Annotated in this window: 22 protein-coding genes; 13 read left to right on the forward strand and 9 right to left on the reverse strand. The window is 51.6% G+C overall.

Going from position 1 to position 23,514, the window contains the following annotated elements:
* Position 1: 1 nt before the first annotated feature.
* From P0D43_RS10200 to metE, 3 genes are all read right to left on the reverse strand, one after another.
* The gene (locus tag P0D43_RS10200) at positions 2-1,762 is read right to left on the reverse strand and encodes a monovalent cation:proton antiporter-2 (CPA2) family protein (RefSeq protein WP_394672356.1); all 1,761 of its coding nucleotides are present in this window, start codon (positions 1,760-1,762) and stop codon (positions 2-4) included.
* 17 nt (positions 1,763-1,779) lie between these two features.
* Entirely contained in the window at positions 1,780-2,973 is a 1,194-nt protein-coding gene (locus P0D43_RS10205) for an acetyl-CoA C-acetyltransferase (protein ID WP_394672357.1), read from the reverse strand.
* Positions 2,974-3,054: 81 nt separating this feature from the next.
* On the reverse strand, positions 3,055-5,403 hold the full coding sequence (gene metE / locus P0D43_RS10210) for a 5-methyltetrahydropteroyltriglutamate--homocysteine S-methyltransferase (protein WP_394672358.1): 2,349 nt from the start codon (positions 5,401-5,403) through the stop codon (positions 3,055-3,057).
* A gap of 96 nt (positions 5,404-5,499) precedes the next feature.
* On the opposite strand from metE, the gene P0D43_RS10215 reads away from it, so the two are divergent.
* The gene (locus P0D43_RS10215; protein ID WP_394672359.1) at positions 5,500-6,426 is read left to right on the forward strand and encodes a LysR family transcriptional regulator; all 927 of its coding nucleotides are present in this window, start codon (positions 5,500-5,502) and stop codon (positions 6,424-6,426) included.
* Between the two features lie 518 nt (positions 6,427-6,944).
* On the opposite strand, the gene P0D43_RS10220 is transcribed toward P0D43_RS10215, so the two are convergent.
* From P0D43_RS10220 to P0D43_RS10230, 3 genes are all read right to left on the reverse strand, one after another.
* The gene (locus P0D43_RS10220) at positions 6,945-7,265 is read right to left on the reverse strand and encodes a hypothetical protein (RefSeq protein WP_394672360.1); all 321 of its coding nucleotides are present in this window, start codon (positions 7,263-7,265) and stop codon (positions 6,945-6,947) included.
* Between the two features lie 25 nt (positions 7,266-7,290).
* Positions 7,291-8,025, reverse strand: coding sequence for a hypothetical protein (locus P0D43_RS10225; RefSeq protein WP_394672361.1), 735 nt, complete (start codon positions 8,023-8,025; stop codon positions 7,291-7,293).
* A gap of 282 nt (positions 8,026-8,307) precedes the next feature.
* The gene (locus P0D43_RS10230) at positions 8,308-9,276 is read right to left on the reverse strand and encodes a sodium-dependent bicarbonate transport family permease (RefSeq protein WP_394672362.1); all 969 of its coding nucleotides are present in this window, start codon (positions 9,274-9,276) and stop codon (positions 8,308-8,310) included.
* 101 nt (positions 9,277-9,377) lie between these two features.
* On the opposite strand from P0D43_RS10230, the gene P0D43_RS10235 reads away from it, so the two are divergent.
* The 4 genes from P0D43_RS10235 to P0D43_RS10250 all read left to right on the forward strand — a co-directional run bounded on the left by P0D43_RS10235 (position 9,378) and on the right by P0D43_RS10250 (position 13,461).
* On the forward strand, positions 9,378-10,274 hold the full coding sequence (locus tag P0D43_RS10235) for a LysR family transcriptional regulator (protein ID WP_159570049.1): 897 nt from the start codon (positions 9,378-9,380) through the stop codon (positions 10,272-10,274).
* Positions 10,275-10,380: 106 nt separating this feature from the next.
* Positions 10,381-11,151: a 3-hydroxyacyl-CoA dehydrogenase gene (locus P0D43_RS10240; protein ID WP_394672363.1), complete on the forward strand. Its 771-nt coding sequence runs from the start codon at positions 10,381-10,383 to the stop codon at positions 11,149-11,151.
* 27 nt (positions 11,152-11,178) lie between these two features.
* Complete coding sequence (locus tag P0D43_RS10245; RefSeq protein ID WP_341236426.1) at positions 11,179-12,366, forward strand: acyl-CoA dehydrogenase family protein; 1,188 nt, start codon at positions 11,179-11,181, stop codon at positions 12,364-12,366.
* 462 nt (positions 12,367-12,828) lie between these two features.
* Entirely contained in the window at positions 12,829-13,461 is a 633-nt protein-coding gene (locus P0D43_RS10250; protein ID WP_159570053.1) for a hypothetical protein, read from the forward strand.
* Here P0D43_RS10250 and P0D43_RS10255 read toward each other — a convergent pair.
* Positions 13,398-15,071: an aminotransferase class III-fold pyridoxal phosphate-dependent enzyme gene (locus tag P0D43_RS10255; protein WP_394672364.1), complete on the reverse strand. Its 1,674-nt coding sequence runs from the start codon at positions 15,069-15,071 to the stop codon at positions 13,398-13,400. The genes P0D43_RS10250 and P0D43_RS10255 overlap by 64 nt on opposite strands.
* Before the next feature lie 62 nt (positions 15,072-15,133).
* Here P0D43_RS10255 and asd point away from each other — a divergent pair, with 62 nt between their 5' ends.
* From asd to P0D43_RS10295, 8 genes are all read left to right on the forward strand, one after another.
* Positions 15,134-16,006: an archaetidylserine decarboxylase gene (gene asd, locus P0D43_RS10260; RefSeq protein WP_341236424.1), complete on the forward strand. Its 873-nt coding sequence runs from the start codon at positions 15,134-15,136 to the stop codon at positions 16,004-16,006.
* 20 nt (positions 16,007-16,026) lie between these two features.
* Positions 16,027-16,770 carry a hypothetical protein gene (locus P0D43_RS10265; RefSeq protein WP_341236423.1) on the forward strand — a complete coding sequence of 248 codons (744 nt, stop codon included), beginning with the start codon at positions 16,027-16,029 and terminating at the stop codon, positions 16,768-16,770.
* A 51-nt stretch (positions 16,771-16,821) separates the two neighbouring features.
* Complete coding sequence (locus tag P0D43_RS10270) at positions 16,822-17,271, forward strand: hotdog fold thioesterase (RefSeq protein WP_394672365.1); 450 nt, start codon at positions 16,822-16,824, stop codon at positions 17,269-17,271.
* 3 nt (positions 17,272-17,274) lie between these two features.
* On the forward strand, positions 17,275-17,655 hold the full coding sequence (locus P0D43_RS10275) for a DUF2237 family protein (protein WP_394672366.1): 381 nt from the start codon (positions 17,275-17,277) through the stop codon (positions 17,653-17,655).
* 8 nt (positions 17,656-17,663) lie between these two features.
* Positions 17,664-18,536: a class I SAM-dependent methyltransferase gene (locus P0D43_RS10280; RefSeq protein ID WP_394672367.1), complete on the forward strand. Its 873-nt coding sequence runs from the start codon at positions 17,664-17,666 to the stop codon at positions 18,534-18,536.
* 38 nt (positions 18,537-18,574) lie between these two features.
* Positions 18,575-19,900, forward strand: a complete 1,326-nt coding sequence (locus P0D43_RS10285; RefSeq protein ID WP_394672368.1) for a DUF1329 domain-containing protein — start codon at positions 18,575-18,577, stop codon at positions 19,898-19,900.
* Between the two features lie 110 nt (positions 19,901-20,010).
* Positions 20,011-21,426, forward strand: coding sequence for an AarF/ABC1/UbiB kinase family protein (locus P0D43_RS10290; protein WP_341236418.1), 1,416 nt, complete (start codon positions 20,011-20,013; stop codon positions 21,424-21,426).
* A 226-nt stretch (positions 21,427-21,652) separates the two neighbouring features.
* The gene (locus P0D43_RS10295) at positions 21,653-22,066 is read left to right on the forward strand and encodes a hypothetical protein (protein WP_159570068.1); all 414 of its coding nucleotides are present in this window, start codon (positions 21,653-21,655) and stop codon (positions 22,064-22,066) included.
* 42 nt (positions 22,067-22,108) lie between these two features.
* Here P0D43_RS10295 and P0D43_RS10300 read toward each other — a convergent pair whose 3' ends face one another.
* Both P0D43_RS10300 and P0D43_RS10305 read right to left on the reverse strand, forming a co-directional pair.
* Positions 22,109-23,173: an MBL fold metallo-hydrolase gene (locus tag P0D43_RS10300; RefSeq protein ID WP_341236417.1), complete on the reverse strand. Its 1,065-nt coding sequence runs from the start codon at positions 23,171-23,173 to the stop codon at positions 22,109-22,111.
* 17 nt (positions 23,174-23,190) lie between these two features.
* The gene (locus P0D43_RS10305; RefSeq protein ID WP_341236416.1) at positions 23,191-23,460 is read right to left on the reverse strand and encodes a hypothetical protein; all 270 of its coding nucleotides are present in this window, start codon (positions 23,458-23,460) and stop codon (positions 23,191-23,193) included.
* Positions 23,461-23,514: the final 54 nt, after the last annotated feature.

The raw sequence follows: 23,514 nt of genomic DNA on the forward strand, positions 1-23,514 counted from the left end.
CTTAACCCCGGTTGGCTGCGCGTTGGTCTTGCTGGAAAATGGCCTCTAGTTCCTCGCGTCCCTGTCGACCTATTTCGATCACTTTTTCATTGTCACCGACCACCTTGGCTTGCTTGTTCAGCAGGTTTTCATCGTGTTGCTTGAAGGTTTCGGCTTTTTGCATCGCTTGGCCGTCGCTGTAGCCCAGTGCATGTAGCGCTTCGGTGGCAGCCTCTAGAGCGCCCGCGAAAAGTTCTCGAACCACGGAATGGGCACCTGCAGCTTTTAATGCAAGGTAATCGTTCCGGTTGTGCGCGCGCGCAATGATGGTGATCTTGGGGTAGTGGTGAACAATAAACTCTACGATGGCCTGCGACATTTGTGGATCATCGATTGCCACAATCACGGTACGAACCTTTCCAATTCCCGCCGCTTCCAGAACTTCGGCTCGGGAAGCATCGCCGTAATACACCTGATTGCCGAATTTTTTCACGAACTCGATGTGTTCGGCATTTTTGTCCAGTGCGGTGAAGTGAATCTGGTTGGCCGCCAGTATTCGCCCGGTGACCTGACCAAAACGACCGAATCCAAGAATCAGCGCTTCAGATTCACTGGAGTCGAATTTTTCAATATTTTGCGGCGCTTTGGCAATCTGTTTGTTTGTGAACTTCTCAAACCACAGCACTGCAGGTGCGGTCAGTGCCATTGAAATGCCGATCATCAAATTGACCATGCCTGCCGTACCTTCGCCCAGCAGACGCAGGTCCATGGCCTGCGCCATGATCACAAAGCCAAATTCACCACCTTGGCAAAGCATCAAACCCAACATGAGACCGCGCGGGAAGGGTACGCCGGCAAGCATCACCAGGCCGATGATGACAACGGCTTTCAAGGACATCAGCCCCAAGGTGCCCAACATGACTGTAAGTGGAGATTCAACCAGTAGGCCGAAATTCAGGGTCATGCCGATCGAAATGAAAAACAAGCCAAGGCTGAGCCCTTTGAATGGCTCCACATCGGCCTCAAGTTGATGACGGAACGAAGAGTTCGCCAACATCATGCCCGCCATGAAAGCACCCAGGCCCATGGACAGGTTGGCATGTTCCATCACCACTGCAGCACCCAGCACAATCAGCAGGGCCACCACAGTCATGATTTCCCGGCCACCATAGCGAGACATGAACTGCAAGGCGGGGTTAATCAGGTAACGCGCAAATACAATCAAGCCCAGAATGGCCGCGGGTGCCAGCCACCACTGGCCGGGGTCGGTGTCGGGTTCAACAGGTGCCAAGGCTTGTACTGCGAACAAAATGGGAACTACAGCCAGGTCTTGAAACAGCAGCATGGAAAAGCCGCGCCGACCATCTTCATTGCCCAAGATGCCTTTGTCGGCCATTAACTGAATGGCAAATGCAGTCGACGAAAGGCCCAAGGCCAATGCGATCACCAAGGCGGCGTTGCTGTTCATTTCGAACATGAAGGCAAGCACGCCGTAAATGATGCCTGCCGTGATAAACAGTTGACCCGAACCCAGCAAAAGCACTTGGGCACGCATGGCCCACAGCTTGGCCGGTTCCAGTTCAAGGCCGATTACGAACAGCAGTAAAATGACGCCAATTTCCGAGAAGTGCAGTACTTTTTCCGGGTCGTCGATCAGCCCCAATACCTGTGGACCGATCACCACCCCGGCAGCGAGATAGCCAAGAATCGCACCCAAGCCCAGTTTCTTGAACAGGGGCACGGCCAGCGCTGCTGCCAGCAAAAAGTAAACAACACTTTCCATTTTATCTCTCGTTTTATTTAGATCAGTTCAATGGCCAGGGCTGTGGCTTCACCGCCACCAATGCACAAACTGGCCACACCAATTTTTCCATTGGTTTTTTTCAGTGCACCAATTAATGTGCAAACAATTCGGGCGCCGCTCGCGCCAATGGGATGACCCAGCGCACAGGCTCCACCGTGAATATTTACTTTGTCAGCGGGCAAGTTCAAATCAACCATGGCGGCCATGGTAACCACGGCAAATGCTTCATTGATTTCGAATAAATCAACCTGTGTCGAACTCAAACCGGTTTTTTCGAACAGCCTTTGTAACGCACCAACCGGCGCAGTGGTAAACAAGCTTGGTTTTTGCGCATGGGTGCTGTGCCCCAGTATGCGCGCCAATGGCTTGATTCCCAGTTTTTCTGCGTGGCTTTGTTTCATCATGACTACAGCGGCTGCTCCATCGGAAATGGAAGAGCTGTTGGCGGCTGTGACCGTGCCACCATCGCGGCGAAAGGCGGGTTTCAGGGTGGGCACTTTGGCTGGGTCGGCTTTCAAGGGTTGTTCGTCGGTGCCGACCAGTTCAGTGCCTTTGCGGCTGGCCACTTCAATGGGGGCGATTTCCCATTGAAAGCTGCCGTCTTCCGTGGCTTCTTTGGCGCGTGCCAAGGATCGAATGGCGAATTCGTCCTGCGCTTGTCGGGTAAAGCTGTATTGGTCTGCACATTCTTCGGCAAAGGTGCCCATCAAACGGCCTTTCTCGTAGGCGTCTTCAAGGCCATCGAGAAACATGTGATCCATCACTTGCCCGTGCCCCATGCGCATACCGCCACGGGCTTTGGGTAGAAGGTAGGGGGCATTGCTCATGCTTTCCATGCCGCCCGCCACGGCAACCTGGGTACTGCCAGCCAACAGGCTGTCGTGTGCCATCATGATTGCTTTCATGCCTGAACCACACATTTTGTTGATGGTGGTGCAGGCGCTGCTCAACGGCAAGCCTGCGGTTAATGCAGCTTGACGGGCAGGGGCCTGGCCTTGGCCTGCTGGTAACACGCAACCCATGATGACTTCATCGACTTTTTCGGACAGAGTGGGGTGGCCTGCGCGTAGCACGGCCTGTTGAATGGCGTGGGCGCCCAGTTCGCTTGCGGTAAAACTGGACATGCTGCCTTGAAAACCGCCCATGGGGGTGCGGGCAGCCGATACGATCACGATTGGGTCGTGGGTCATGTGGTGTGAGTCTCCGGGAAAATAGATGTTATTAATCCTATTTTCCCGTGAGCCACGGCTTTGGCAAGCCCTTTGCAGCAATTATGCGGCAGTTTTTTCAGTCTTGTTGCTGTTCAGCCGTTCTGCGCGCAACACGGCTGTTGCCTTTACCATCACAGCCAAGGCCGCTTCAGGTTCCTCCCAGCCACGGGTTTTCAGGCCACAGTCGGGGTTGACCCACAGATTTTCAGGTGGAATAACCTGCGCTGCCTTGCGGATCAGGCGAACGATTTCATCTTGTCCCGGTACGCGGGGCGAATGAATGTCGTAAACGCCGGGGCCAATTTCGTTGGGGTAATGAAATTCGCCAAAGCCGCGCAGCAATTCCATGTCGGAACGGCTGGTTTCAATCGTGATCACATCGGCATCCATGGCGGCAATGGCAGGCAAGATGTCGTTGAATTCGGAATAGCACATGTGCGTATGAATTTGTGTGTCATCGTTCACCGGGCTTGCTGAAATGCGGAACGCTTTGCTGGCCCAGTTCAAATAATCATCCCAACGCGCTTTGCGCAAAGGCAAGCCTTCGCGATAAGCGGGCTCGTCGATTTGAATCATGCCAATGCCAGCCTGTTCCAGGTCGGCCACTTCGTCGCGAATGGCCAAGGCAATTTGCAGTGCCGTGGTGGCACGGGCTTGGTCATTTCGAACAAAGCTCCATTGCAAAATAGTGACCGGGCCTGTCAGCATGCCTTTCACGGGTTTTTCGCTCAGGCTTTGGGCAAAGCGGGCCACATCCACAGTCATGGCCTTGGGGCGTGCCACATCGCCAAACAGAATGGGCGGCTTCACGCAGCGCGAGCCGTAGCTTTGCACCCAGCCATTGGCCGAGAAAGTAAAGCCTTCAAGCTGTTCACCAAAATATTCCACCATGTCGTTGCGCTCGGCTTCGCCGTGCACCAACACATCCAAACCAATCCGCTCCTGAAACTCGATGGCCTGGCGAATTTCCTGGCTAATGTGTTGCCAGTAGGTTTTTTCATCCATTTCGTTTTTCTTGAAACGTGCGCGCAGGTTACGAATGGTTTTGGTTTGTGGAAAAGATCCAATGGTGGTGGTGGGGTAGGCGGGCAGGTTAAAACGTTCCCGTTGCTTGGTTTGCCGCACTGCGAATTCACTTAGCCGTTGGTCGGCCTTGGGGGCCAGGGCTGCAAGGCGTGCTTTCACCTCGGGGTTGTTCAGCAAAGGGCTGTTGGCGCGTTGCTTCACTACACTTTGGTGTTCATGCCACACAGTGGCCAGTACACCGCTTAAAGCTTTGCCCTGCAATTGCGTTTTGCTGGCTTGTTTCAGCAATTCCAGTTCTTCGAGTTTTTCAATGGCACCCGCCAGCCAGGGTTTCACAAGCGGGTTGACCGTGTTGTCGTTGCCAAACTGATAGGGCACATGCAGCAGTGAACAGCTCGGTGCAAGCCAAACCTCGCCTTTGCCTGCATCAAAAGCCTTGGCGATTTGGTTTAGTGCTTCTTGCAAGTCTGTTTTCCAAATGTTGCGCCCGTCAATCAAACCCAGCGACAGCACTTTGTAGTTGGGCAGCCAGTCCAGTACAAGTGGCAAGTCTTCCCCGGCGCGCACGCAATCCAGGTGCAAGCCATCCACAGGCAATTTACACACCGGGCTGGTGTGCCCTTGTGTGGTTGAAAAGTAAGTGGCCAACAGAATTTTTACACCGCTTGTTTTCAGTTGCAGGTAGCTACGCTCGAACGCTGCCAGGTAATTGGCGGGCAAGTCCAGGCCCAATATGGGTTCATCCAGCTGAAGCCATTCAATGCCATGGGTTTTGAGTTCGCTCAAAATTTGTCCGTATACGGGCAGCAGTTGGTCCAGCAAATGGAGCTGATCAAAGCCGGCCTGCTTGCTTTTGCCTTGGAATAAAAATGTAAGCGGACCAATCAAGCTGACCTTGATTGGATGGTTCAGCGTTTTGGCTTGCTCAATTTGCTCCACAAGGCTTGCGGTGTGGGCCTTGAACGCCGTGCTTGCAGTGAATTCTGGCACCATGTAGTGGTAATTCGTGTCGAACCACTTGGTCATCTCCAGTGCCCAGGTTTCGTGAACATGGCCACAGCTGTGGTTCTCGGTCGACTTTCCCCTAACCATGGTGAAGTAGCGTTGTAGTTTGCTTTGTTGTGGTTTGAACTCAAAGCGTGCAGGTTCGCAACCCAGCAATTGAATGTGATCGGCCATTTGATCGTAAAAGGCAAAGTCGCCCACAGTAATGAAATCAAGCCCGGAATCAATTTGGGCTTGCCAGTGTTTCAGGCGCAGTTCATGTGCGGCGGTACGCAATGCTTCTTCATCGGTTTCGCCACGCCAGTGGCTTTCCAATGCAAATTTCAGTTCGCGGTTTTCCCCAATTCTGGGAAAGCCCAGGGTGTGTGTCTTGATCATGGTGTTTCTTCTTGTGTGGCAATTAAAACATCATGATCGGCACAAACAGGGTATTATTCAAACGAATAATATTCGTCTAAATAGTGAATTGTATTCATGTCAAAAAGCATTCTCGAATTGCGCCATCTGCGCACCCTTCAAGCCATTGAGCAAACTGGCAGCTTAAGCCGTGCGGCCGACGTGTTGTGCATTACGCAAAGTGCCGTGTCGCATCAGGTTAAGGCGCTAGAAGACTGGTTTGGTGAAGAACTGGTGTACAAGCAGGGTGGGCAAAGCCGTTTTAGCGTGGTGGGCCAGCGTTTGTTGCAATTGGCCGGGCAGGTGTTGGGGCAGGTGGATCAAGCCGAGTTGGATATATTGCAAATGAAGCAGGGTGCGGGTGGCCCACTGCGGGTTGCAGTGGAATGCCACACTTGCTTTGACTGGTTGATGCCGTCGATGGATGTGTACCGCAACCGCTGGCCTGAAGTGGAACTGGACATTGTTTCCGGCTTTCATGCAGACCCGGTTGGCCTGCTGCACAAAGGCGATGCAGAACTGGCAATTGTGTCCGAGCTGTGCGAGGAAGAGGGCATTGTTTCATTTCCGCTATTTCGGTTTGAAATGGTGGGCCTTGTGCCTGTGGATTCAAAACTGGCCAAACGTGCGTATTTAAAGCCTTCTGATTTCGCTGGTGAAACCTTGTTGACCTACCCGGTACCCGACGACATGCTGGATGTAATCAAGCATTTTTTAACGCCTGCCGGTGTGCAGGTGAAGCGCCGCAGCAGTGAACTGACCGTGGCCCTGCTGCAACTGGTGGCCAGCAAGCGCGGGCTTTCAGCCTTGCCAGCCTGGGCCGTGAAAGGTTACGTGGATCGTGGTTATGTGGCCCAAGTGCCGCTGGGCCGCAAGGGCTTGGTGTCTACCTTGTATGCGGCTTTACCCAAAGCGATTGCGGGCAAGCATTACACCGCCGATTTTGTGGCGGTGATGCGGGAAGTGTGCGCGCGGGAACTGGACGGGATTGAGTTGTTGGGTTGATGGCCAGGCGATTTATTCGACGAACACATTGCAATAGTCCAGCACATACTTTCCGTTAGACGCTTTCTTCATATATTGCTTTGTGTCTATGTGCAAAAAGATGGGCGAAGTGTCTTGGTGATTTCCCTTTCTGATGCGTTCCAATAATTCCCATCGGGATTGCTGAATTGGGTTGATGTGATTCTCGGTTGGTTCTAGGCCTTTGAATCGAATTTTAATTGTTTGTTTGCAGTTGGGCGCTTAGATCGGGAAGTCTTGTTTGTTTACAAGTATTTCAAATTGCGACCAGTTCTCTATTAGTTGATTGATGGATGAAGGCGCTTGTCGATGCAGTGAAAGTTCTCGAATTTTTGTGATAACAAGTGTGGTTTTGTTAACGTACTGTATTCCTGCTTCAGCCACTAGATGAGTATAAAAAGTCAACAAAATGGCAAGGGAAATTTGCTTTTTCAAGGGGGAATTTTTTGCTTGTTTAATGGCAGTTTCCGAGTGTTGAAACGCTTTCAGCACGATTTTTATCAGAAATCTTGAGAAGTTGTCGTATGCATATGTAAGCAAGAATCCAGAACAAGAAACTGGTGCCCGCAATGGCTATCTTGATGATGAATGTCGATGGTAGCAACAAGCTGAATAGCGACAATGGGGCGAGTATAAAAATGGATTGAGTTGGCCATTTTTTGAGCTTTACATGGGTTTGGCGGGTGCATTCGATTGAGTAGAAGGCGCAAATCAGCAAACTGAATACGGGTGTCCATATTGAATTCGGGAAAAAAAATCCAGTAATACTCGACATGGTCAATGTGCTGGATAGCATCAGAAACATGCAGCAAATAGCCCAAGTGAATCGTGCAGACACGCTGTTTTTCATGACTCCAGCCCGACTATATAAATACTGACTTCTTTGACATTTCCGTCCAGCGAGCTGGATAAAAAAGACAAACCTGCAGCGATTGAATCTTTTAAACTTTTCATGGCGCCAGCACTGATTTGAGCAGACGTGTAGCGCTTTGGTTCAGCGCCCCCTCGGATCAGCCGTTTTATCTCTCCGTTGGATACGTTTGGTCTGCGCAACTTGATCATTTCCTTGGTTAACAGAGAGGCTTGTTGACGATTGATGTTACCAGTCAATGCGGTTGGAATTTTTACACCCGCGTTAGCGAGTACCTTGACGGCTCGTCTTGCTGCGATCGCTGAAGCACCAACGCCAACTAGTGATATGCCGTCAAGTACTTGCAGCGTAGTTTTGTAAGCGGGGAAACTGTCCATTTTTTGGTTACGTCCCGGAAAAGCCACCGCATTGAAAGTTCGTAGCGCTGAATTTCCGCATGAAAGTGCGGTGGCAGTAGTCGCGGCGTAACCAAGTGCAGACAGCGCCAGGCTACCTCCACCCGATACGGGTGCTGCAGCCGTTCCGCCCAGTGTCACGAAAGCAGCAACAACCATCGCAGTACAATTTACCGCGGTCATCGCGCCTTCTCCGACAACTTCTCGCATTGAAACATCATGTTTCCCAGTTTTTATATCGATCACAACGAAATGATTGCGTACAGGCGATCCCTGTGGCTGCTTCAGGACCTCCGCACTTTCATCAATTGCCAATACAACACCGAAGGGTCGTAGATCGGTGATTGAATTTGTAAGTTGAAGGCACTTTTGTCGAAACTGGGGATTAATCTGATGTTGCATAGATGAGTCGAATTGGTGATGTAAGACTTATTATCCGCTAGCCCTTGGTAACAACAAAAATTGAGGTTGAGCGATCACTATTGTTGATTAACTCCAGCCATCCTTAAGCTTCTGTGAGGCATGAGAATACAAATATCGATGCCCGCGTGGTGAGGGCTGGGCACAGTTAAGCAATGGCGATTACCGTGCTGTCGATTAAATCCCCACCCCCGCCAATTGCACATACACGGGTATGCCCACCAAAATATTCAGCGGAAAGGTAATGCCCAGCGAAAGCCCCACATACAGGCTGGGGTTGGCTTCAGGTATTGCATAACGAACCACCGCAGGCACGGCGATGTAGGAAGCACTGGCAGCCAATACCATTAACAGGGCGGTGTCGCCAACACTTGCACCCGTGGCCTTGGCCAGTAACCAGGCCAGGGTGGCGTGGGCAATCGGTGCAAGCACCGCATAGGCAATCATCCATTTCGATACGGCCTTCAGTTTTGGCAGGTGCTTGGCCGTGCTCAAACCCATGTCAAGCAGGAAGAAGGCCAGCATGCCCTTGAACAGGTCGCCGGTGAACGGTTGCATCGCTTCTTTGCCGGCGCTACCACTCATGAAACCAATCAGCATTGCGCCAAGTAGCAGCAACTGCGCGCCTTCTGTGAATGATTCCTGCAACAAGTGGCCGAATCCTTTTCCGGGAACGGGTGCTGAATTCACTCCCTGTGTTTGTTTGCGCGCTGCGTTGGCAAACAGCACTGCCAGAATAATGGCGGGCGATTCCATCAGTGCCATGGCGGCGGCCATGTGTCCGCCGTAGGCGATATCGGACTTTTCAAGAAACTGCACGGCTGTAATGAAGGTAACAGCGCTGACCGAACCGTAGGTGGCAGCAATTGCCGCGGCATCGAATGCCGACGTGCAACGCTTCAGTATCGGGTAGCTGATCAAAGGCACCACCACTGCCAGCAATACGGCGCTGCCCAAACCCCCCAGCACCTGCGTATTAAAACCAGATTCATGCAAGGCAAAGCCGCCTTTCAAACCCAAAGCCATGAGCAGGTACAAGGACAGAAAACGGCCAACTTGCGCGGGAATTTCAAGGTTGGATTTAACCAGGCCGCTGAAAATACCCAGTAGAAAGAAAAGAATGGCGGGATCGGTGAAGTTGTTCATGATGCATTCGGTAATGAAAGTGCGCCAATACTATGGATACGCAACAATCATGTAAAATCAAAAAAAAGAGAAAAACCATCACTAAAAGGTTATGTTTAAAAATGAACCTCACATTGCGACAATTAAACCTGTTCTCCGCATTGGCGCGCCTGAAAAGCATTACAGCGGTGGCTCGGCAATTTCATGTCACCCAGCCCACCGTGTCCATGCAAATGAAGGAACTGGCTGAATCGGTGGGCTTGCCCCTGTACGAGGTCATTGGCAAGGCGGTTTATCTCACGCCCGCCGGCCTTGAGCTGGAGGCCACAGCACGCAATATGCTGGCCGAACTGGAAGGGTTTCAGCAGCGTATTGATGACATCAAGGGTTTTCGGCGGGGTAAGTTGACCGTGGCGGTGGTGAGTACTGCGGAGTATTTCGTGCCCCGTTTGTTGGGCGATTTCTGCACAAAGTATCCGGAAGTTGAAATTTCTCTGGAGGTGTTGAACCGCAACGGGGTTATCCAGCGGCTTGAACACAATTTGGACGATCTTTACATCATGTCCAAACCGCCTGCGAACCTGGACGTCGAGGCCAGGGCCTTCATGACCAATTCCTTGCAGGTGGTTGCGCCTGCAGGGCACCCTTTAACCCAGCGCAAACGCATCAAACACACCGAGCTTGCGCGGTATCCATTTATTTTGCGTGAAAGGGGGTCGGGTACACGCCTGGCCTGCGATTCACATTTTGAAAGCCTTGGTTTTGAGCCAACTGTGCGGCTTGAATTGGGCAGCAACGAGGCGATTAAACAGGCGGTTCAGGGCGGCATGGGACTGGCCGTGTTGTCTGAACACGCCCTAAATGCGGGCTCCGCCACGGACGGCTTGCAAATTCTGAATGTGCAAAGCTTTCCAATTCATGCCAACTGGTACACCGTTCGCCCCAACGGCAAGCGACCTTCGCCGGTGGCGGCTGATTTCTGGCGTTACCTGAATGTGGATTTAAAAAAAGGGCGTTAAATTGTAAAAACGAACGTTCGTTCGAATTCATCCTCCACTACATTGCGCAATTCTGCGTTAGTCTTTGTTTCTACCCCATAAAAACAGTCAGTCAGGAGACTTTTGAATGAATTTGAATAATTTGGTGGCTGTCGTCACCGGCGGTGCGTCTGGTTTGGGTTTAGCAACCGTGGAGCAATTTGTTGCAGCGGGTGCCAAGGTTGCAGTGTTCGACATGAACGAAGATGCGGGCAAAGCCGCTGAAGCCGCGCACCCCGGCAAAGTAATTTTCCAGAAAGTGAACGTGGCCGATGCTGCCTCCGCGCGTGCCGGTATTGATGCAACTTTGGCTGCCTTCGGTGCGATCCACATTGCAGTGAACTGTGCAGGTGTGGGCACGGCTGGCAAAACACTGGATCGCGACAGCAAGGCCTTGCCGCTGGAAGCATTTGCAAAAACAATCAACATCAATTTGATCGGTAGTTTCAATATTTCAAGCCTGGCGGCTGAAGCCATGGCCAAGAATTCGCCAGATGAAGACGGCCAACGTGGTGTGATCATCAACACCGCCTCGGTTGCTGCATTTGATGGTCAAACCGGTCAGGCAGCTTACTCGGCCAGTAAAGGTGGCGTGGTCGGCATGACATTGCCCATGGCACGCGATCTGGGTCGTTATGGCATTCGTGTCATGACCATTGCCCCCGGTATTTTCGACACACCCATGATGCAAGGCGTTTCTGAAGAATACCGTCAGCCCCTGATCGCCATGGTTCAAAACCCCAAGCGTTTTGGTGCACCTGCGGAATATGGACACCTGTGTGTCAGCATTGTCGAGAACAATTACCTGAACGGTGAAACCATCCGCATCGATGGCAGTATCCGTATGCAGGCGAAGTAACAGAAGCAATTCAAGAAAGGAATCATCATGGGCTCAATGGACCAATTAATCGGGCAATCAGCGGATCAATCAAAAATTGCTGAAAATGAGGACATCACTTTGTTTCGGGACATGCTTTTGCGCTGCCTTGAAAAGGAAGTGATTCCGCATTACGACCAATGGGAAAAAGACGGCTGGATGCCCAAAGAAACCTGGCTAATGCTGGGTGCTGCCGGCATGCTTGGGCCAGACATGCCCGACGAGTTTGGTGCTGCGGGTGCTCCATTCGAAGTCGCCCTGATGATTCTTGAAGAAACATGTCGTTTGAACCTGCATTCGCTGAGCACTGCACTGAATGTGCACGCCAATATTGTGATGCCATACATCAACAACCTGGGCACGGCTGAACAAAAAGCGCAGTGGTTGCCCCGCATGGTCACTGGTGAAGTGGTGGGTTCAATCGGCATGACCGAACCCGGTGCCGGCAGCGACCTTGCTGGCATGCGCACCAACGCAGTTCGTGATGGTGACGAGTGGGTCATCAATGGCTCAAAAACTTTCATTACCAACGGCCTGCATTGTGGCTTGATCGTGTTGGCTGCAAAAACAGACACCACCAAAGGCGCAAAGGGCATCAGTCTGTTTTTGGTGGACAGCACCTTGCCGGGTTTCAAGAAAGGCAAGGGCATCAAGAAAATGGGCCAGCATTCCAACGACACGGCCGAGCTGTTTTTTGACAACCTGCGCGTGCCTGCCAACGCTTTGCTGGGTGAAGAAAACAAAGGTTTCATTTACCTGATGCAGGAATTGCCGCGCGAGCGCCTGGGCTTGGGTTCACAAGCGGTGGGTGCCTGTGAAGGTGCCATGGCGATTACGGCAGACTACGTCACTCAGCGCAAGGCCTTCGGCAGCACGGTTGCGCAGTTTCAAAACACCCGGTTCAAAATGGCCGAACTGCGCGCACAGCTTGAATTGACCAAAGCTTATTTGAAGCAGTGTGAAGCGCGGTTCAAGTTGGGTGCCATGACGACTGAAGAAGCATCAATTCTGAAACTGATGTCGACTGAGTTGCAGGTGAAGTTGACGCACGAATGCTTGCAATTGTTTGGTGGCTACGGCTACACCGAGGAATACCCGATTTCCCGATTCTTCACAGATGCGCGGGTGCAGACTATTTATGCAGGTACCTCCGAGATCATGAAAGAAGTGATTGCGAGAGGTGAGTTGGGGCGGTAAATCGGCGGCATTGCCGGTTGTTCACGCAACTCGGCGGGGTTGCCGACTTTATTACCAACTCGGCGGGGTTGCCCGATTCCTCACTGAAAACCGCTTGATCCCTTTTTGAATTCATTCTTGTTCACCGAGCTCGGCAAAAGACATGGCCGAGCCTCGGTGTTGGCTAGTCGCCAAACGAAGCGAATGAATCCAAACCGGGGCAGTTTTCTTGAAGTTCGGAACAGGCAAACCCACTGCCGAGTTGGCTGACGCATAGACAGCAGCAGGTCACCTAACACCACCAGCCACCGGGGCGTGCGTAATCATTCACCGACCGGCCAATCTGTCACTGTCTTATCGCGCAATCGGCAGCGATGAAGTACGCGCTGATTAAGCAATTGCGATGATTGGACACAAAACGGCAACATCACACTGGCATAAAGGGAAGTTAGTACTTTTTCAACACTTCCTTTTGTTGCCTACATGAAAAAAATCTTCGAGACTTTGCACGAACAGCGTTGGGACGACCACCGCTATTATCACCACAGCCGCATCAACCAAAGCCTGCACTTGCTCAGTGCACTCTCATTCCTGTTTGGTTATGTACTGCTGTTCATCGACCCCGTGTCAGCTGCCTTGGTAGCCTGGCTGGTGGCCATGACCAGTCGTCAAATTGGTCACTTCTTTTTCGAACCCAAAACTTACGATTATGTGAACGATGCCACGCACGATCACAAAGAAGACATCAAAGTGGGTTACAACCTGCGCCGCAAAATCATTTTGCTCAGCATTTGGGGGGCATTGCCAGTGCTGATCTGGTTTAGTCCATCCACTTTCGGCTTGCCACCAACAGGTGCCGACACTGCAAGCTTTGTGCGCAGCGTGGGTGAGTCGTGGTTGTGGTTGGGTCTTGGTGGTTTGGTGTTCAGAACCATTCACCTGTTTTTTATTCGGGACATTGAAACAGGTTTGGTTTGGGCCCTGAAAATTATCACTGACCCATTCCACGACGTAAAAATTTACTACAAATCACCTTTCTATTTGTTGAAGGGTCAGTTGATTGATCCCATGGACGATGTCAAGGCACGCCAAGTCTCTTTGAGTACTCGCCGCTGAATTTTCTTGTTGCTGTTGCAGGCCTCGCTGGTGTCCCACCAGCCATCGGCCTGCATGCAGCGGGCTGCCTGAATAAAGCGGTCACACAGCACGTCAAAGTCTTCATCGGTGTAGTTGTGGCTGAAAATCATCCGTTCTGATCCGACCCAGCTAAGCATTACTCCCGCTTGTAGCAGGTAGAACTGAAACATCCAGTTAAAGCGCGATGGCTTGTTGTACAGAATCGTGAAAATCGATGTCATGTTTTGTACTTCAACCGGCAATTCAAGATCAACGAGTCGTTTGTTCAGCGTCGCTCTGCGCGTATTCCAGGTGGTATCCACATTCTGATACATGCGCTCTACCTCAACCCCGTCAATGTGCTTGAGAAACAGGTTCATGGTTTGCATCACGTAGGGGTGTGAATTGAAAGTGCCGCGAGCGAAGCAAATGTCTGCAGGTTTGTTCGCGCGGTAGCGCTTCATCAGTTCAGCCTTGCCACACAGCACGCCCACGGGCAAACCACCACCGAGTGTTTTGCCATAGGTCACCATGTCGGCCCGCACGCCGAAATAGTCTTGCGCACCGCCCTTGGCCAGGCGGAACCCCAAAAACACTTCATCCAGTATCAGCACAATGCCGTTTTCCGTGCACACTTGCCGCAGCTGCTTTAACCATTGTGTGTAGGCTTCTTTGTCGTAGCCTGCCTTTCGGCCACTGCTGATCAGCGCCGAATCACCGGGCGCATTGGTGTTTGGGTGCAAGGCTTGCAGCGGGTTGACAAGCACGCAAGCGATGTCTTTTCGTGTAGCCAACACATGCAGGGTGCGCTGGCTCATTTCCTGCAAAGTCAGTGTGCGGTTCGCGCTCACCGGGTTACCAATGCCGGGCTGAACATCACCCCACCAACCGTGGTAAGCACCTGCAAAACGCACAATGCGCTGGCGGCCCGTGTGGTATTGGGCAAGGCGCACCGCCTGCATCACAGCCTCGGTACCGCTCATGTGGTATGAAATTTCATCTTGCCCGGCCAAGGCCAAAATTCGACGTGTGTTGTCCAGTACCACCGGGTGGTAGGGGCCAAGCACAGGTCCAAGCGAATCCATGTCTGTGGCGGCTTGTCGAATAAAACCTTTGTAGGTGTCATAGCCCAGCAAGTTGGTGCCGTAGGCGCCGGTTACATCGATGTACTCGTTGCCGTCAATGTCCCACACATAAACCCCTTCTGATTTGCTGAGAAAAAGCGCAGGCAACAGGTTCTCGTTCACCATGTTTCTAAACTGAAAAGGAACACGGTATTTGTGGGTAAATTGGGCATCTGAAATACTGCTGATCGCCTGTTCCAGCAAGCGTTTTCCCTGTGGGGCACGTGCAAGCAGCCGGGCTGACAAATCCTGAAAACCTTTTCGGCGTTTCTCAACAATCAAGTCGCTGGCTTCATCGCAACTGAAAAACGAATCGCCTTCCAGGGTGTAATGCGGTATCAATTTCGATACGCGCTTGGCCATGCGCACGTGGCCGCTCAATCCCGGGTGTTTTGCACGGGACAACTGAAGGCGGCGATGTGCTTTCAATACCAGGTAAGCGCCGGCGCTGGCGCCGATTAACAAAGTCAGGCTGTCAAGGTTCATACACATTTCTGTCAAATACAACAGGTAAGGTTGTACGCCATCTCGGTGACAGGCTGATTAAATTGCAAAAAAACTCACAGGCGAATTCTTCATTTCAAGCGTCCCGCATTCGCTTGCAGGAAAGTGTCAACTTCATGCTGACCAACCGAATTCCGCGTTTGTTCAGTTCTTGGCTCATGGGCAAGATCAGCAAAATCAAACACCCTTGGTTCGCCCAGCCAGCTTTGTGGTTGTGGAATCAGTTTGCAGATTTAAGCTTGCACGAAGCGCAAAGGCAGCAATTCAATTCCATTCATGATTGTTTCACGCGTGCGCTAAAACCCGGCATGCGACCGGTCGACTTGCAGGCCAAAGGCACCAGCCCCTGTGACGGTATTTTGGGGGTGCATGGTTTGGTTGAGGACGGCAGCCTGCTGCAGGTGAAAGGTTTTCCGTATGCCATGGAGGAGCTGTTGGTCGACCCTGTACTTGCCATGAAATTTCACGGGCACCGATACCTCACCATTCGCATCACTGCCAGCATGTATCACCGCATGCATTCGCCAATCGATGGCGTGGTGGAGCAGGTGGACTATATTCACGGTGACACCTGGAATGTGAACCCTGCGGCGCTGAAGCGCGTCGAGAAACTGTTCTGCAAAAACGAGCGTGCTGTGCTGAGTGGCAAAACAGCGCAAGGCGAACCCTTCGCCATTGTGCCGGTGGCGGCCATTCTGGTAGCAGGTATACGCCTGCACTGCACCGGGCGCGTATTCAATCAAAATGACCGTGGGCCACAACGGGTGCGCACGCACACACCCATTCACAAAGGTGAGGAATTGGGGTGGTTTGAGCATGGCTCAACAATTGTTCTGTTGGTGCCACCAAGCTGGAATATTGCATCTGGTTTGCAAGAAGGAAGCCGATTGTTCATGGGGCAAGCCTTGTTTGAATAATTCAGTTATTCTTGCGCCCTATGGACATATTGATCAGCGAAGAAAAGGGCGTTCGCCAACTTCATTTCGGCAGTGACTGGGTGCAGGGTGCAATGCGCATTGCAAGGCCCTATGCGCTTGAACTTGAGTACACCCGGGAAATGATGGCGCCGCTTTTGTTGAATCCAGATTCACAATGGCCTAGAAATGCTTTGTTTGTTGGCTTGGGGGTGGGTGCCTTGCCCAAGTTTTTGCACAAACACCGGCCCAATGCCAAAATTAAAGTGATTGAAATATCACACGCCGTGGTGGCCGCTGCGCAAATGCATTTCAAGCTGCCGCCGTTTTCCCCCGGTTTTCATGTTGAGGTGAGTTGTGGTGCTGACTACATGGCGAAATCGGTGGCAAGCAGCGCGCGTCAATTCGATTTGATCATGGTGGATGGCTTCGATGGAAAAGCCAAAGTAGGGCCTTTGAATTCCACAGCCTTTTATTTGAATTGCAAAGCCTTGCTGAGCGAGCAGGGTTACCTGGTGGCCAATTTATTGAGCAACCAAAAGGATTCGGCGCAAAGCAAACAGCGATTGCTGGATGCATTCGATGGAAATGCCGTGGCCTTGGCACCCTGCGCCAGCGGAAATGTGATTGCATTGGCCCATGTGGGCGCTGGTTTTTCAGCGACCGAGGCCGATTTGTATGCCAATTGCCAGCGCTTAAAAGAAGAAACTGCCCTAAATTTGTCTAATACAGTGGCCAAACTAATCGAAGCCTGTCCAAAAGTTTAAATTGCACGCCTAAAATAGGACACAAATTAAATTTATAGAGACGTCGCAGCCATGCAAAAAGATCAACATTCCATCTGGTTTTCCACGCCAAGTTTGGACAACATGAATGCCATGTGCAAGAACACCGCGTGCGAAGCACTGGGCATTGAAATTACCGAAGTAGGTCACGATTTTATTCGCGGCACCATGCCAGCCGATACCCGCACATTTCAGCCGTTTGGTTTGGTACATGGCGGCGCCAATGTGGTGTTGGCAGAAACACTGGGAAGCATCGGTGCCAATTTGCTGGTCGACAACAGCAAATTTTATTGTGTCGGGCAGGAAGTCAACGCCAACCATTTGCGTGGCGTTAGAAGTGGCAAAGTAACGGGCACCGCCAAGTTGTGGCATGCCGGTAAAAGTTCTCAGGTGTGGAATATTGAACTGCATGATGACTCAGGAAAACTGAGTTGCATTTCCCGACTCACCATGGCTGTAGTGCCTGTTCCCGGTTCAAAATAATTCATGTCGAAAGTCACTGTGAAACAAGATAAAAACGTCCTTGGCGGGCCCTTGCTCGCCTGCTCCTACGCACCCCTTACTGGTTTTATGCGAGATGGCTGTTGCAGCACCGGCCCCAATGATTTGGGCCGTCACGTGGTGTGTGCCAAAGTCACCCAAGAATTTCTGGAATTTCAGTTGCGCATGGGCAACGACCTGATCAGCCCCATGCCACAGTATCGTTTTGCAGGCCTAAAGCCGGGTGACCGCTGGTGCGTGTGTGTCCTTCGCTGGCTTGAGGCCTACGAGGCGGGTGTTGCACCACCCGTATACCTTGAGGGTACCAATCAAACAGCACTTGATGTTGTGCCCTTGGAAACCTTGCTTGAGCACTCAATTCTGTAAAGGACCTTATGGTTAAAAAGCTTGCCTCGCAGTGGCTGTCCGCAGCCCGTATCAGCCCCACTGCGCTGTACACGGGGCAGGTTTGGCAAACCACAGGTCGATCCATTCCGGAATTGAAATCCATGCCTGCCAGCGCCTTGCACATGGCATTGGCACCTTCCATGTTTGTGTCCCGCAGTTTCGGAGGCCCGACACTGGAAGATTTTCTGCTGGCCCGTCACGATTTAATTGATCACCATCTGAGCGAATTGATTGAGTCTGGCAAAGCAACCCAAATCATCGAGATCGCAGCGGGCTTGTCACCCCGTGGCAGTCGGTTTGTTGAACGTTACGGCGACAGAATCACTTACATTGAAGCTGACCTGCCCGGCATGGTGGCGCAGAAGAAAAAACTGCTGGCGACCCGGTTGCGTGCCTGCCCCAATCACCATGTCAAAGTGGTGGATGCTTTTGCTGAAGAGGGTGCACACAGCCTGGATGGTTTGGCCATACAGCTAGACACCGCCAAGGGGCTGGTGGTGATTACCGAAGGGTTACTGAACTATTTCGACAAAGACTCGGTGTTGAACCTGTGGTCGCGAATTTCTCACACCTTGGCGCAGTTTGCGCACGGTACTTACCTGTCCGATATCCACATGCAGGCTCAAAATTCAGACCCCTTGGCCCAGGCCTTTGTAAGCGGGCTTGGTATTTTTGTGCGCGGCAAAGTGCACCTGCATTTTGAGACAGCCGGGCATTTGCAATTGGCCATGGAAAATCTCGGTATGGCCTGCCAGGTGTTAACACCCAGCGATTTTGCAGAACAAGTGCCTGCTTGCACAGGCAAAGGTGCAGACTTTTGTCGTGTCTTGTTTGCGCGCCCTGCCAGTGCTGTAAAGTAGCTTGACAAGAAAAAGCAGAGCAACAAGCAGGAGACAAGATGAATTTCCACATATTGCGAGGTGTTGTAGCCTCGGCGGTGTTCGTGATCATGGGCAGCACAAGTGCCATGGCTCAAACAGGTTCAACAAATGCCTTGGGTGCCGAAATCGCCGGCAATGCGGCTGGCACGATCCCCGAGTGGACCGGTGGTTTGACAAAGCCTCCCGCCGGGTTTGATCCCAAGAGTGGCTACATCGATCCATTTGCGGGTGAAAAGCCTTTATTCGTGGTGAATCAAAGTAATTTGGCCCAGCACGAAAAGTTTTTGCCTGCCGGGCAAATTGCGTTGATTAAACGCTACCCGAACTACAGCATTCCTGTTTATAAAACACACCGCACTGCCGCTTTTTCACCAGAGATGATGACGAGCATCAAGATGGAAGCTGGCAAAGTCAAGTTGGCACATGACGGCTTGGCTGTGGAAGGTGTTCAATCCACCAGCGTGCCATTTCCGCAGCCTAAAAATGGATTGGAAGCCGTTTGGAACACCTTGCTGCGCCGCCCAGCGCAAACTTTAAGGTCGCACACCGCCGGTTTTGTTGCCGGCAACGGCAGCAGGCCAGTGACTTTTGCCAGCAGCCAAACCATTGCGTGGGCGCCTTCAATTGGCAAAGCGGGCAGCACCTTGCTGTTCGCGCTTATCGGTGAATCCACAAAGCCTTCGGCACAATCGGGTGAAGCCCTGTTGGTGCTCGACACCTTGAATTTCAAAGATGACACCCGCAATGCATGGATTGTAAATTCTGGCCAGCGGCGGGTATTGCGCGCACCTGAATTGGTGCATGCAGCCCCGGCAGGCAATACAGATGCCTTGCGCACTGTGGACGACATTTACGGTTTCAACGGTTCGCCTGAACGGTTTGACTGGAAGCTGCTGGGCAAGCGTGAAATGTACATTCCGTACAACAACTACAAGCTCAGTGACAAAAGCCTGAAGTACGACAACATGCTCAACGATGCTTTTTTGAAGTCTGAGTTGATCCGGTTTGAGTTGCATCGCGTTTGGGTGATCGAAGGCACACTGAAGCCTGGTTCTGAACACATTTACTCAAAGCGCACCATGTATGTCGATGAAGACAGCTGGTACGTGGCCTTGATGGACCAGTACGACACGAAAGGCGAGCTGTGGCGCGTCAAAATGTTGTACCTGATGCAGGCTTATGACGCGCCAGGTTTGTACACCTCTGGCGAGGTTCAGCATGATCTGAATGCGCGCAAGTCTGTGTTCGGCGCATTACAGAATGAAGAGCCCGCCACGGAATTCAATGTTTCCGTAAGGCCTGGCGATTTCACGCCTGCTGCATTGCGCAAGTTGATGCGCTGACTTTAAGGGGTATTGCACTCGGGATTTAGAGTGCTTTTTCGTCTGCTCAGGGCGGCCAGCCACTACAATGTCGCCCAACTCATTTTGTATTCGCAAGGACTTTTCGCAGTATGGCCGAGCAGGACAAACCCGACAACTCAGAAGGTAGTGCTGAAGACAGCACCATGGACCGCATCAAAACCGGTGCCTTTGAGCGCAATGTTGCCTTGACTCGCATGGGCGTTGGTGCGGGTGCCAAAATTGCCGGGCACACGGTACGAAATCTGTTCCGTCGCGGTGAATCCAAAGACGAAGCCAACCGTAATTTTTACAGAACTCAGGCCAAAGAGTTGGCCGACGAGCTGGGGCGGTTGAAAGGCAGCGTAATGAAGGCAGGGCAAATGCTTTCTCTGTATGGACAATATTTTTTGCCAGAGGAGGCGGTTGAAGTTCTCGCGACACTTCAGGACAACACGCCTGCAGTCAGTTGGTCATTTGTTGAGCCTCAGCTAATTGATGCTTTGGGCGAGAAGACCATCGCAAAGCTCGATATTCAGCGTAAACCCATTGCGGCAGCCTCTTTGGGGCAAGCTCACTTGGCGACTATCAAAGCCACGGGTGAGCAGGTCGTGGTCAAAATTCAATACCCAGGTGTGGCCAACGCCATCGACACTGACATACGCACTTTGTCCCGGCTGATCTCAGCCACACGCCTTGCGCCAAAGGCGCTTGATTTGACCGACGTGTTCAATGAATTGCGGGACATGCTGGTTCGTGAATGTGACTATGTACAAGAACGGGAATTTACTGAAATCTTTCACGACAGGCTGCAAGGTGATTCGCGCTTTATCGTGCCCAAGGTTTATCCCGAGTTTTGTGCCCAACGCGTGCTGACCACGCGTTACGAGCCCGGGTTTTCAGTGTCTTCCAAAGAAGTGCAGGCCTTGTCGCAAAGTCGCAGAAATGCACTGGCGAAAAGCTTTGCCGAATTGTTTGTTACCGAGTTTTTTGACTGGAAGCTGGTTCAAACAGACCCTCACTTTGGAAACTATCGGGTTCGCATCGATCCCAATGGCGAAAATGATCAAATTGTGACACTCGACTTTGGCGCAACCAGGCCCTTTGATACCTCGTTTGTTGCAAATTACGGGCGAATTGTGCGCGGGTCCCTTCAGGCCGACAGGCAAGAGGTGGCACGAGGTGTTCTGGACATCGGCTTGATGGACGCCAACACACCTCAATCCTTTCTGGAAGGGTTTGGCGATTTGACCGAATTGATTGTTGAACCGTTTCGCAAACCATTCGATCCCATGGTGCCCGACAGGCTATACACCCCCGGCGGTGCCTATCGTTTTGGTGACACGGATTTGCCCGCCCGCGTGGGACAAACAGCAGCATTGAAAATGATGTCCAAGCACTTCAAGATTCCACCCCAGGAAATCATATTTCTGCACCGTCGCATCGGCGGTGTCTTGGTCACCCTGAAAACCTTGCGGGCCGAACTCCGTTTGCATGAGCTTCTCAAGCCTCACCTCGCTTTGAACTAGGTCAAAACTTAGGCGACTTTCCTTTGTCCGGAATTGTCAATCAAAAAGCCGTTTTCACATCAAACGGCAGGAACCTTTGCGTCTTTACACGCTCTAAATGTGCGTTAATGGTTACTGCACTGCATATTAATTATCTTTATTGAGCATATAGAGTAATTTGCATTGCCCTGCCTATCGGCTTGTGGTCAAATGATCAAAGTTGTCCTAGACAAAAAAGGCGAACAAGATGTCAACAGCGCAAGATTCAATCGGAGTGGTGGTACTGGAGCCCAACAAACAGTTGTTGGACAAAATTTGTGCGTTCGCCCAGAAAGTATGGGGTCAACATGAAGTACTGCCGCGTCAAACCGGCAAGGAGCTGGCCTTGGCAGCATACAATCTCAGCGCAGGTCTGGTGGTGGTTCGCGCCAGCTTTCAGCGTTCAAGTGCCTTGATTCAAAGTACTTTGCTGGACATGTACGCAGCAGGAACACAAATCCTGATCATTCAGGACACGCCATTCAGGGTGTCCGAATCTACCTGGGCCTCGTTTGCTGGATTGCATTTTTTATCTGACAAAGCCACGGACGATCAACTGAACGATTTGCTCACCATGACCTTGGTGCGCCACTGCATGCCTCAATTCAATAAACTGATTTGACCTAGACAGACAATCTAAGTCATTTTGTATTTGCACCCAAAACTACCTCAAATTAATGGTGTCGCCATGCCCCAGCAACTGAAAGTCGCTGGGTTCAACGGCCTGTTTTTCAAGTGCAAGCTTCAAGTCGCCGATGGGTTGATCCAGCGGTTCATCGGTCAACTCGAACGTACCCCAATGTATGCCCATGGATTTTGCTGAACGTACATCTTTGTGAATTTGTACTGCTTCGTCGGGGTTGATGTGTTGAGCTTTCATAAACCAGCGTGGTTCATAGGCGCCCACGGCAATCGCGCTGAAATCAAACGGCCCCAGGCGTTTGCCGATTTCTTCGAAGTCTTTGCTGTAACCCGTGTCGCCCGAGAAGTAGAAGTTCAAGTCTGGGCTTTTCAATGTCCAGCCGCCCCAAAGGGATTTGTTGCGATCTGTTAGCGTGCGTGCAGACCAGTGGTAGGCAGGTACGAACGTAATTTTGTTTTGTCCCATGGTGTGCGTTTCCCACCAATCCATTTCCTTGACCTTTGCAACCCCCCAACTTGTGAGGAGTGGCTCAAGTCCCAATGGCACAAGGAATAGGGTGTCTGGCTGTTGTTTGGCCAATTTCACCACGGTGTTGTGGTCCAAATGATCGTAATGGCTGTGACTAATCACGACCACATCAATTTTTGGCAGGTTTTCAACACGGCTTGGTGACTGAACCTTGCGGGACGGACCCGCCCATTGCACCGGAAATGCGCGAACCGAAAAGTGGGGGTCGGTCAGCATGGTAAAACCATTGGCACGCACCATTACAGTTGCGTGTCCAAGCCAGGTGGCTGTGGTTTCCGAGTATTGGGCAAGTTGGCTTTTGTCGAATTTTTTTTGGGGAAAGTCGGCGTAGCTCGCGATGAACTCGCCAGGAGGCGGGGGTAAGTCTTTTCCGAATCGTTCACGATACCAGCGCAGTAAATCTGACATGGGTTTCGAGACAATGGTGCCATCCGAGTTCACAAAGCCATCTGGCCTGTGGTGCGGTTTGTTGAAGTCAAAATAAGGATTGGAAGCAGCACAACCCTGAATCAAGAAACCTGCAATCAAACTAAAAGCGCCAGCTACAACATACTTCATGGTTCAACACGGATGAATTAGAGTTCCTTCCACTGTGTTGCAAGGTACACCGCAACAGGCAAGCCGAAGTAGAGCAAACAAAGTACTCTGAAATGGTCCAGTGATTCTACCGCAGTGCTGCTGTTTGTGTTCAATTCAAGCCCGCCCAATTGAGCAGGGTTTCCGGCGAAGGCAAGTTCAAGGGTGCTGCTGGTTTCAAACAGGGGCGCAATGAATGCAGGTTCGAGTACAAATGCGCAACTGAGCACCCACACAATAAAAAACAAGGCAAATCGCTTGATACTCATCTTGATTACTCCTATCGCTATTTAGGTGTCGCTCTGAAAACAACTGTACAATAA

Origin of the sequence: Limnobacter sp., from assembly GCF_043511195.1 — a bacterium.
Classification (GTDB): Bacteria; Pseudomonadota; Gammaproteobacteria; order Burkholderiales; family Burkholderiaceae_B; genus Limnobacter.

What these genes read in the sequence shown, in the direction of transcription:
- P0D43_RS10240 (WP_394672363.1), top strand. Translation starts at nt 10,381, where the DNA reads ATGAATTTGAATAATTTGGTGGCTGTCGTCACCGGCGGTGCGTCTGGT.
- P0D43_RS10275 (WP_394672366.1), top strand. Translation starts at nt 17,275, where the DNA reads ATGTCGAAAGTCACTGTGAAACAAGATAAAAACGTCCTTGGCGGGCCC.
- P0D43_RS10245 (WP_341236426.1), top strand. Translation starts at nt 11,179, where the DNA reads ATGGGCTCAATGGACCAATTAATCGGGCAATCAGCGGATCAATCAAAA.
- P0D43_RS10230 (WP_394672362.1), bottom strand. Translation starts at nt 9,276, where the DNA reads ATGAACAACTTCACCGATCCCGCCATTCTTTTCTTTCTACTGGGTATT.
- P0D43_RS10205 (WP_394672357.1), bottom strand. Translation starts at nt 2,973, where the DNA reads ATGACCCACGACCCAATCGTGATCGTATCGGCTGCCCGCACCCCCATG.
- P0D43_RS10200 (WP_394672356.1), bottom strand. Translation starts at nt 1,762, where the DNA reads ATGGAAAGTGTTGTTTACTTTTTGCTGGCAGCAGCGCTGGCCGTGCCC.
- P0D43_RS10235 (WP_159570049.1), top strand. Translation starts at nt 9,378, where the DNA reads ATGAACCTCACATTGCGACAATTAAACCTGTTCTCCGCATTGGCGCGC.
- P0D43_RS10285 (WP_394672368.1), top strand. Translation starts at nt 18,575, where the DNA reads ATGAATTTCCACATATTGCGAGGTGTTGTAGCCTCGGCGGTGTTCGTG.
- P0D43_RS10280 (WP_394672367.1), top strand. Translation starts at nt 17,664, where the DNA reads ATGGTTAAAAAGCTTGCCTCGCAGTGGCTGTCCGCAGCCCGTATCAGC.
- P0D43_RS10295 (WP_159570068.1), top strand. Translation starts at nt 21,653, where the DNA reads ATGTCAACAGCGCAAGATTCAATCGGAGTGGTGGTACTGGAGCCCAAC.
- P0D43_RS10305 (WP_341236416.1), bottom strand. Translation starts at nt 23,460, where the DNA reads ATGAGTATCAAGCGATTTGCCTTGTTTTTTATTGTGTGGGTGCTCAGT.
- P0D43_RS10215 (WP_394672359.1), top strand. Translation starts at nt 5,500, where the DNA reads ATGTCAAAAAGCATTCTCGAATTGCGCCATCTGCGCACCCTTCAAGCC.
- P0D43_RS10290 (WP_341236418.1), top strand. Translation starts at nt 20,011, where the DNA reads ATGGCCGAGCAGGACAAACCCGACAACTCAGAAGGTAGTGCTGAAGAC.
- P0D43_RS10265 (WP_341236423.1), top strand. Translation starts at nt 16,027, where the DNA reads ATGGACATATTGATCAGCGAAGAAAAGGGCGTTCGCCAACTTCATTTC.
- P0D43_RS10300 (WP_341236417.1), bottom strand. Translation starts at nt 23,173, where the DNA reads ATGAAGTATGTTGTAGCTGGCGCTTTTAGTTTGATTGCAGGTTTCTTG.
- P0D43_RS10250 (WP_159570053.1), top strand. Translation starts at nt 12,829, where the DNA reads ATGAAAAAAATCTTCGAGACTTTGCACGAACAGCGTTGGGACGACCAC.
- metE (WP_394672358.1), bottom strand. Translation starts at nt 5,403, where the DNA reads ATGATCAAGACACACACCCTGGGCTTTCCCAGAATTGGGGAAAACCGC.
- P0D43_RS10255 (WP_394672364.1), bottom strand. Translation starts at nt 15,071, where the DNA reads ATGAACCTTGACAGCCTGACTTTGTTAATCGGCGCCAGCGCCGGCGCT.
- P0D43_RS10270 (WP_394672365.1), top strand. Translation starts at nt 16,822, where the DNA reads ATGCAAAAAGATCAACATTCCATCTGGTTTTCCACGCCAAGTTTGGAC.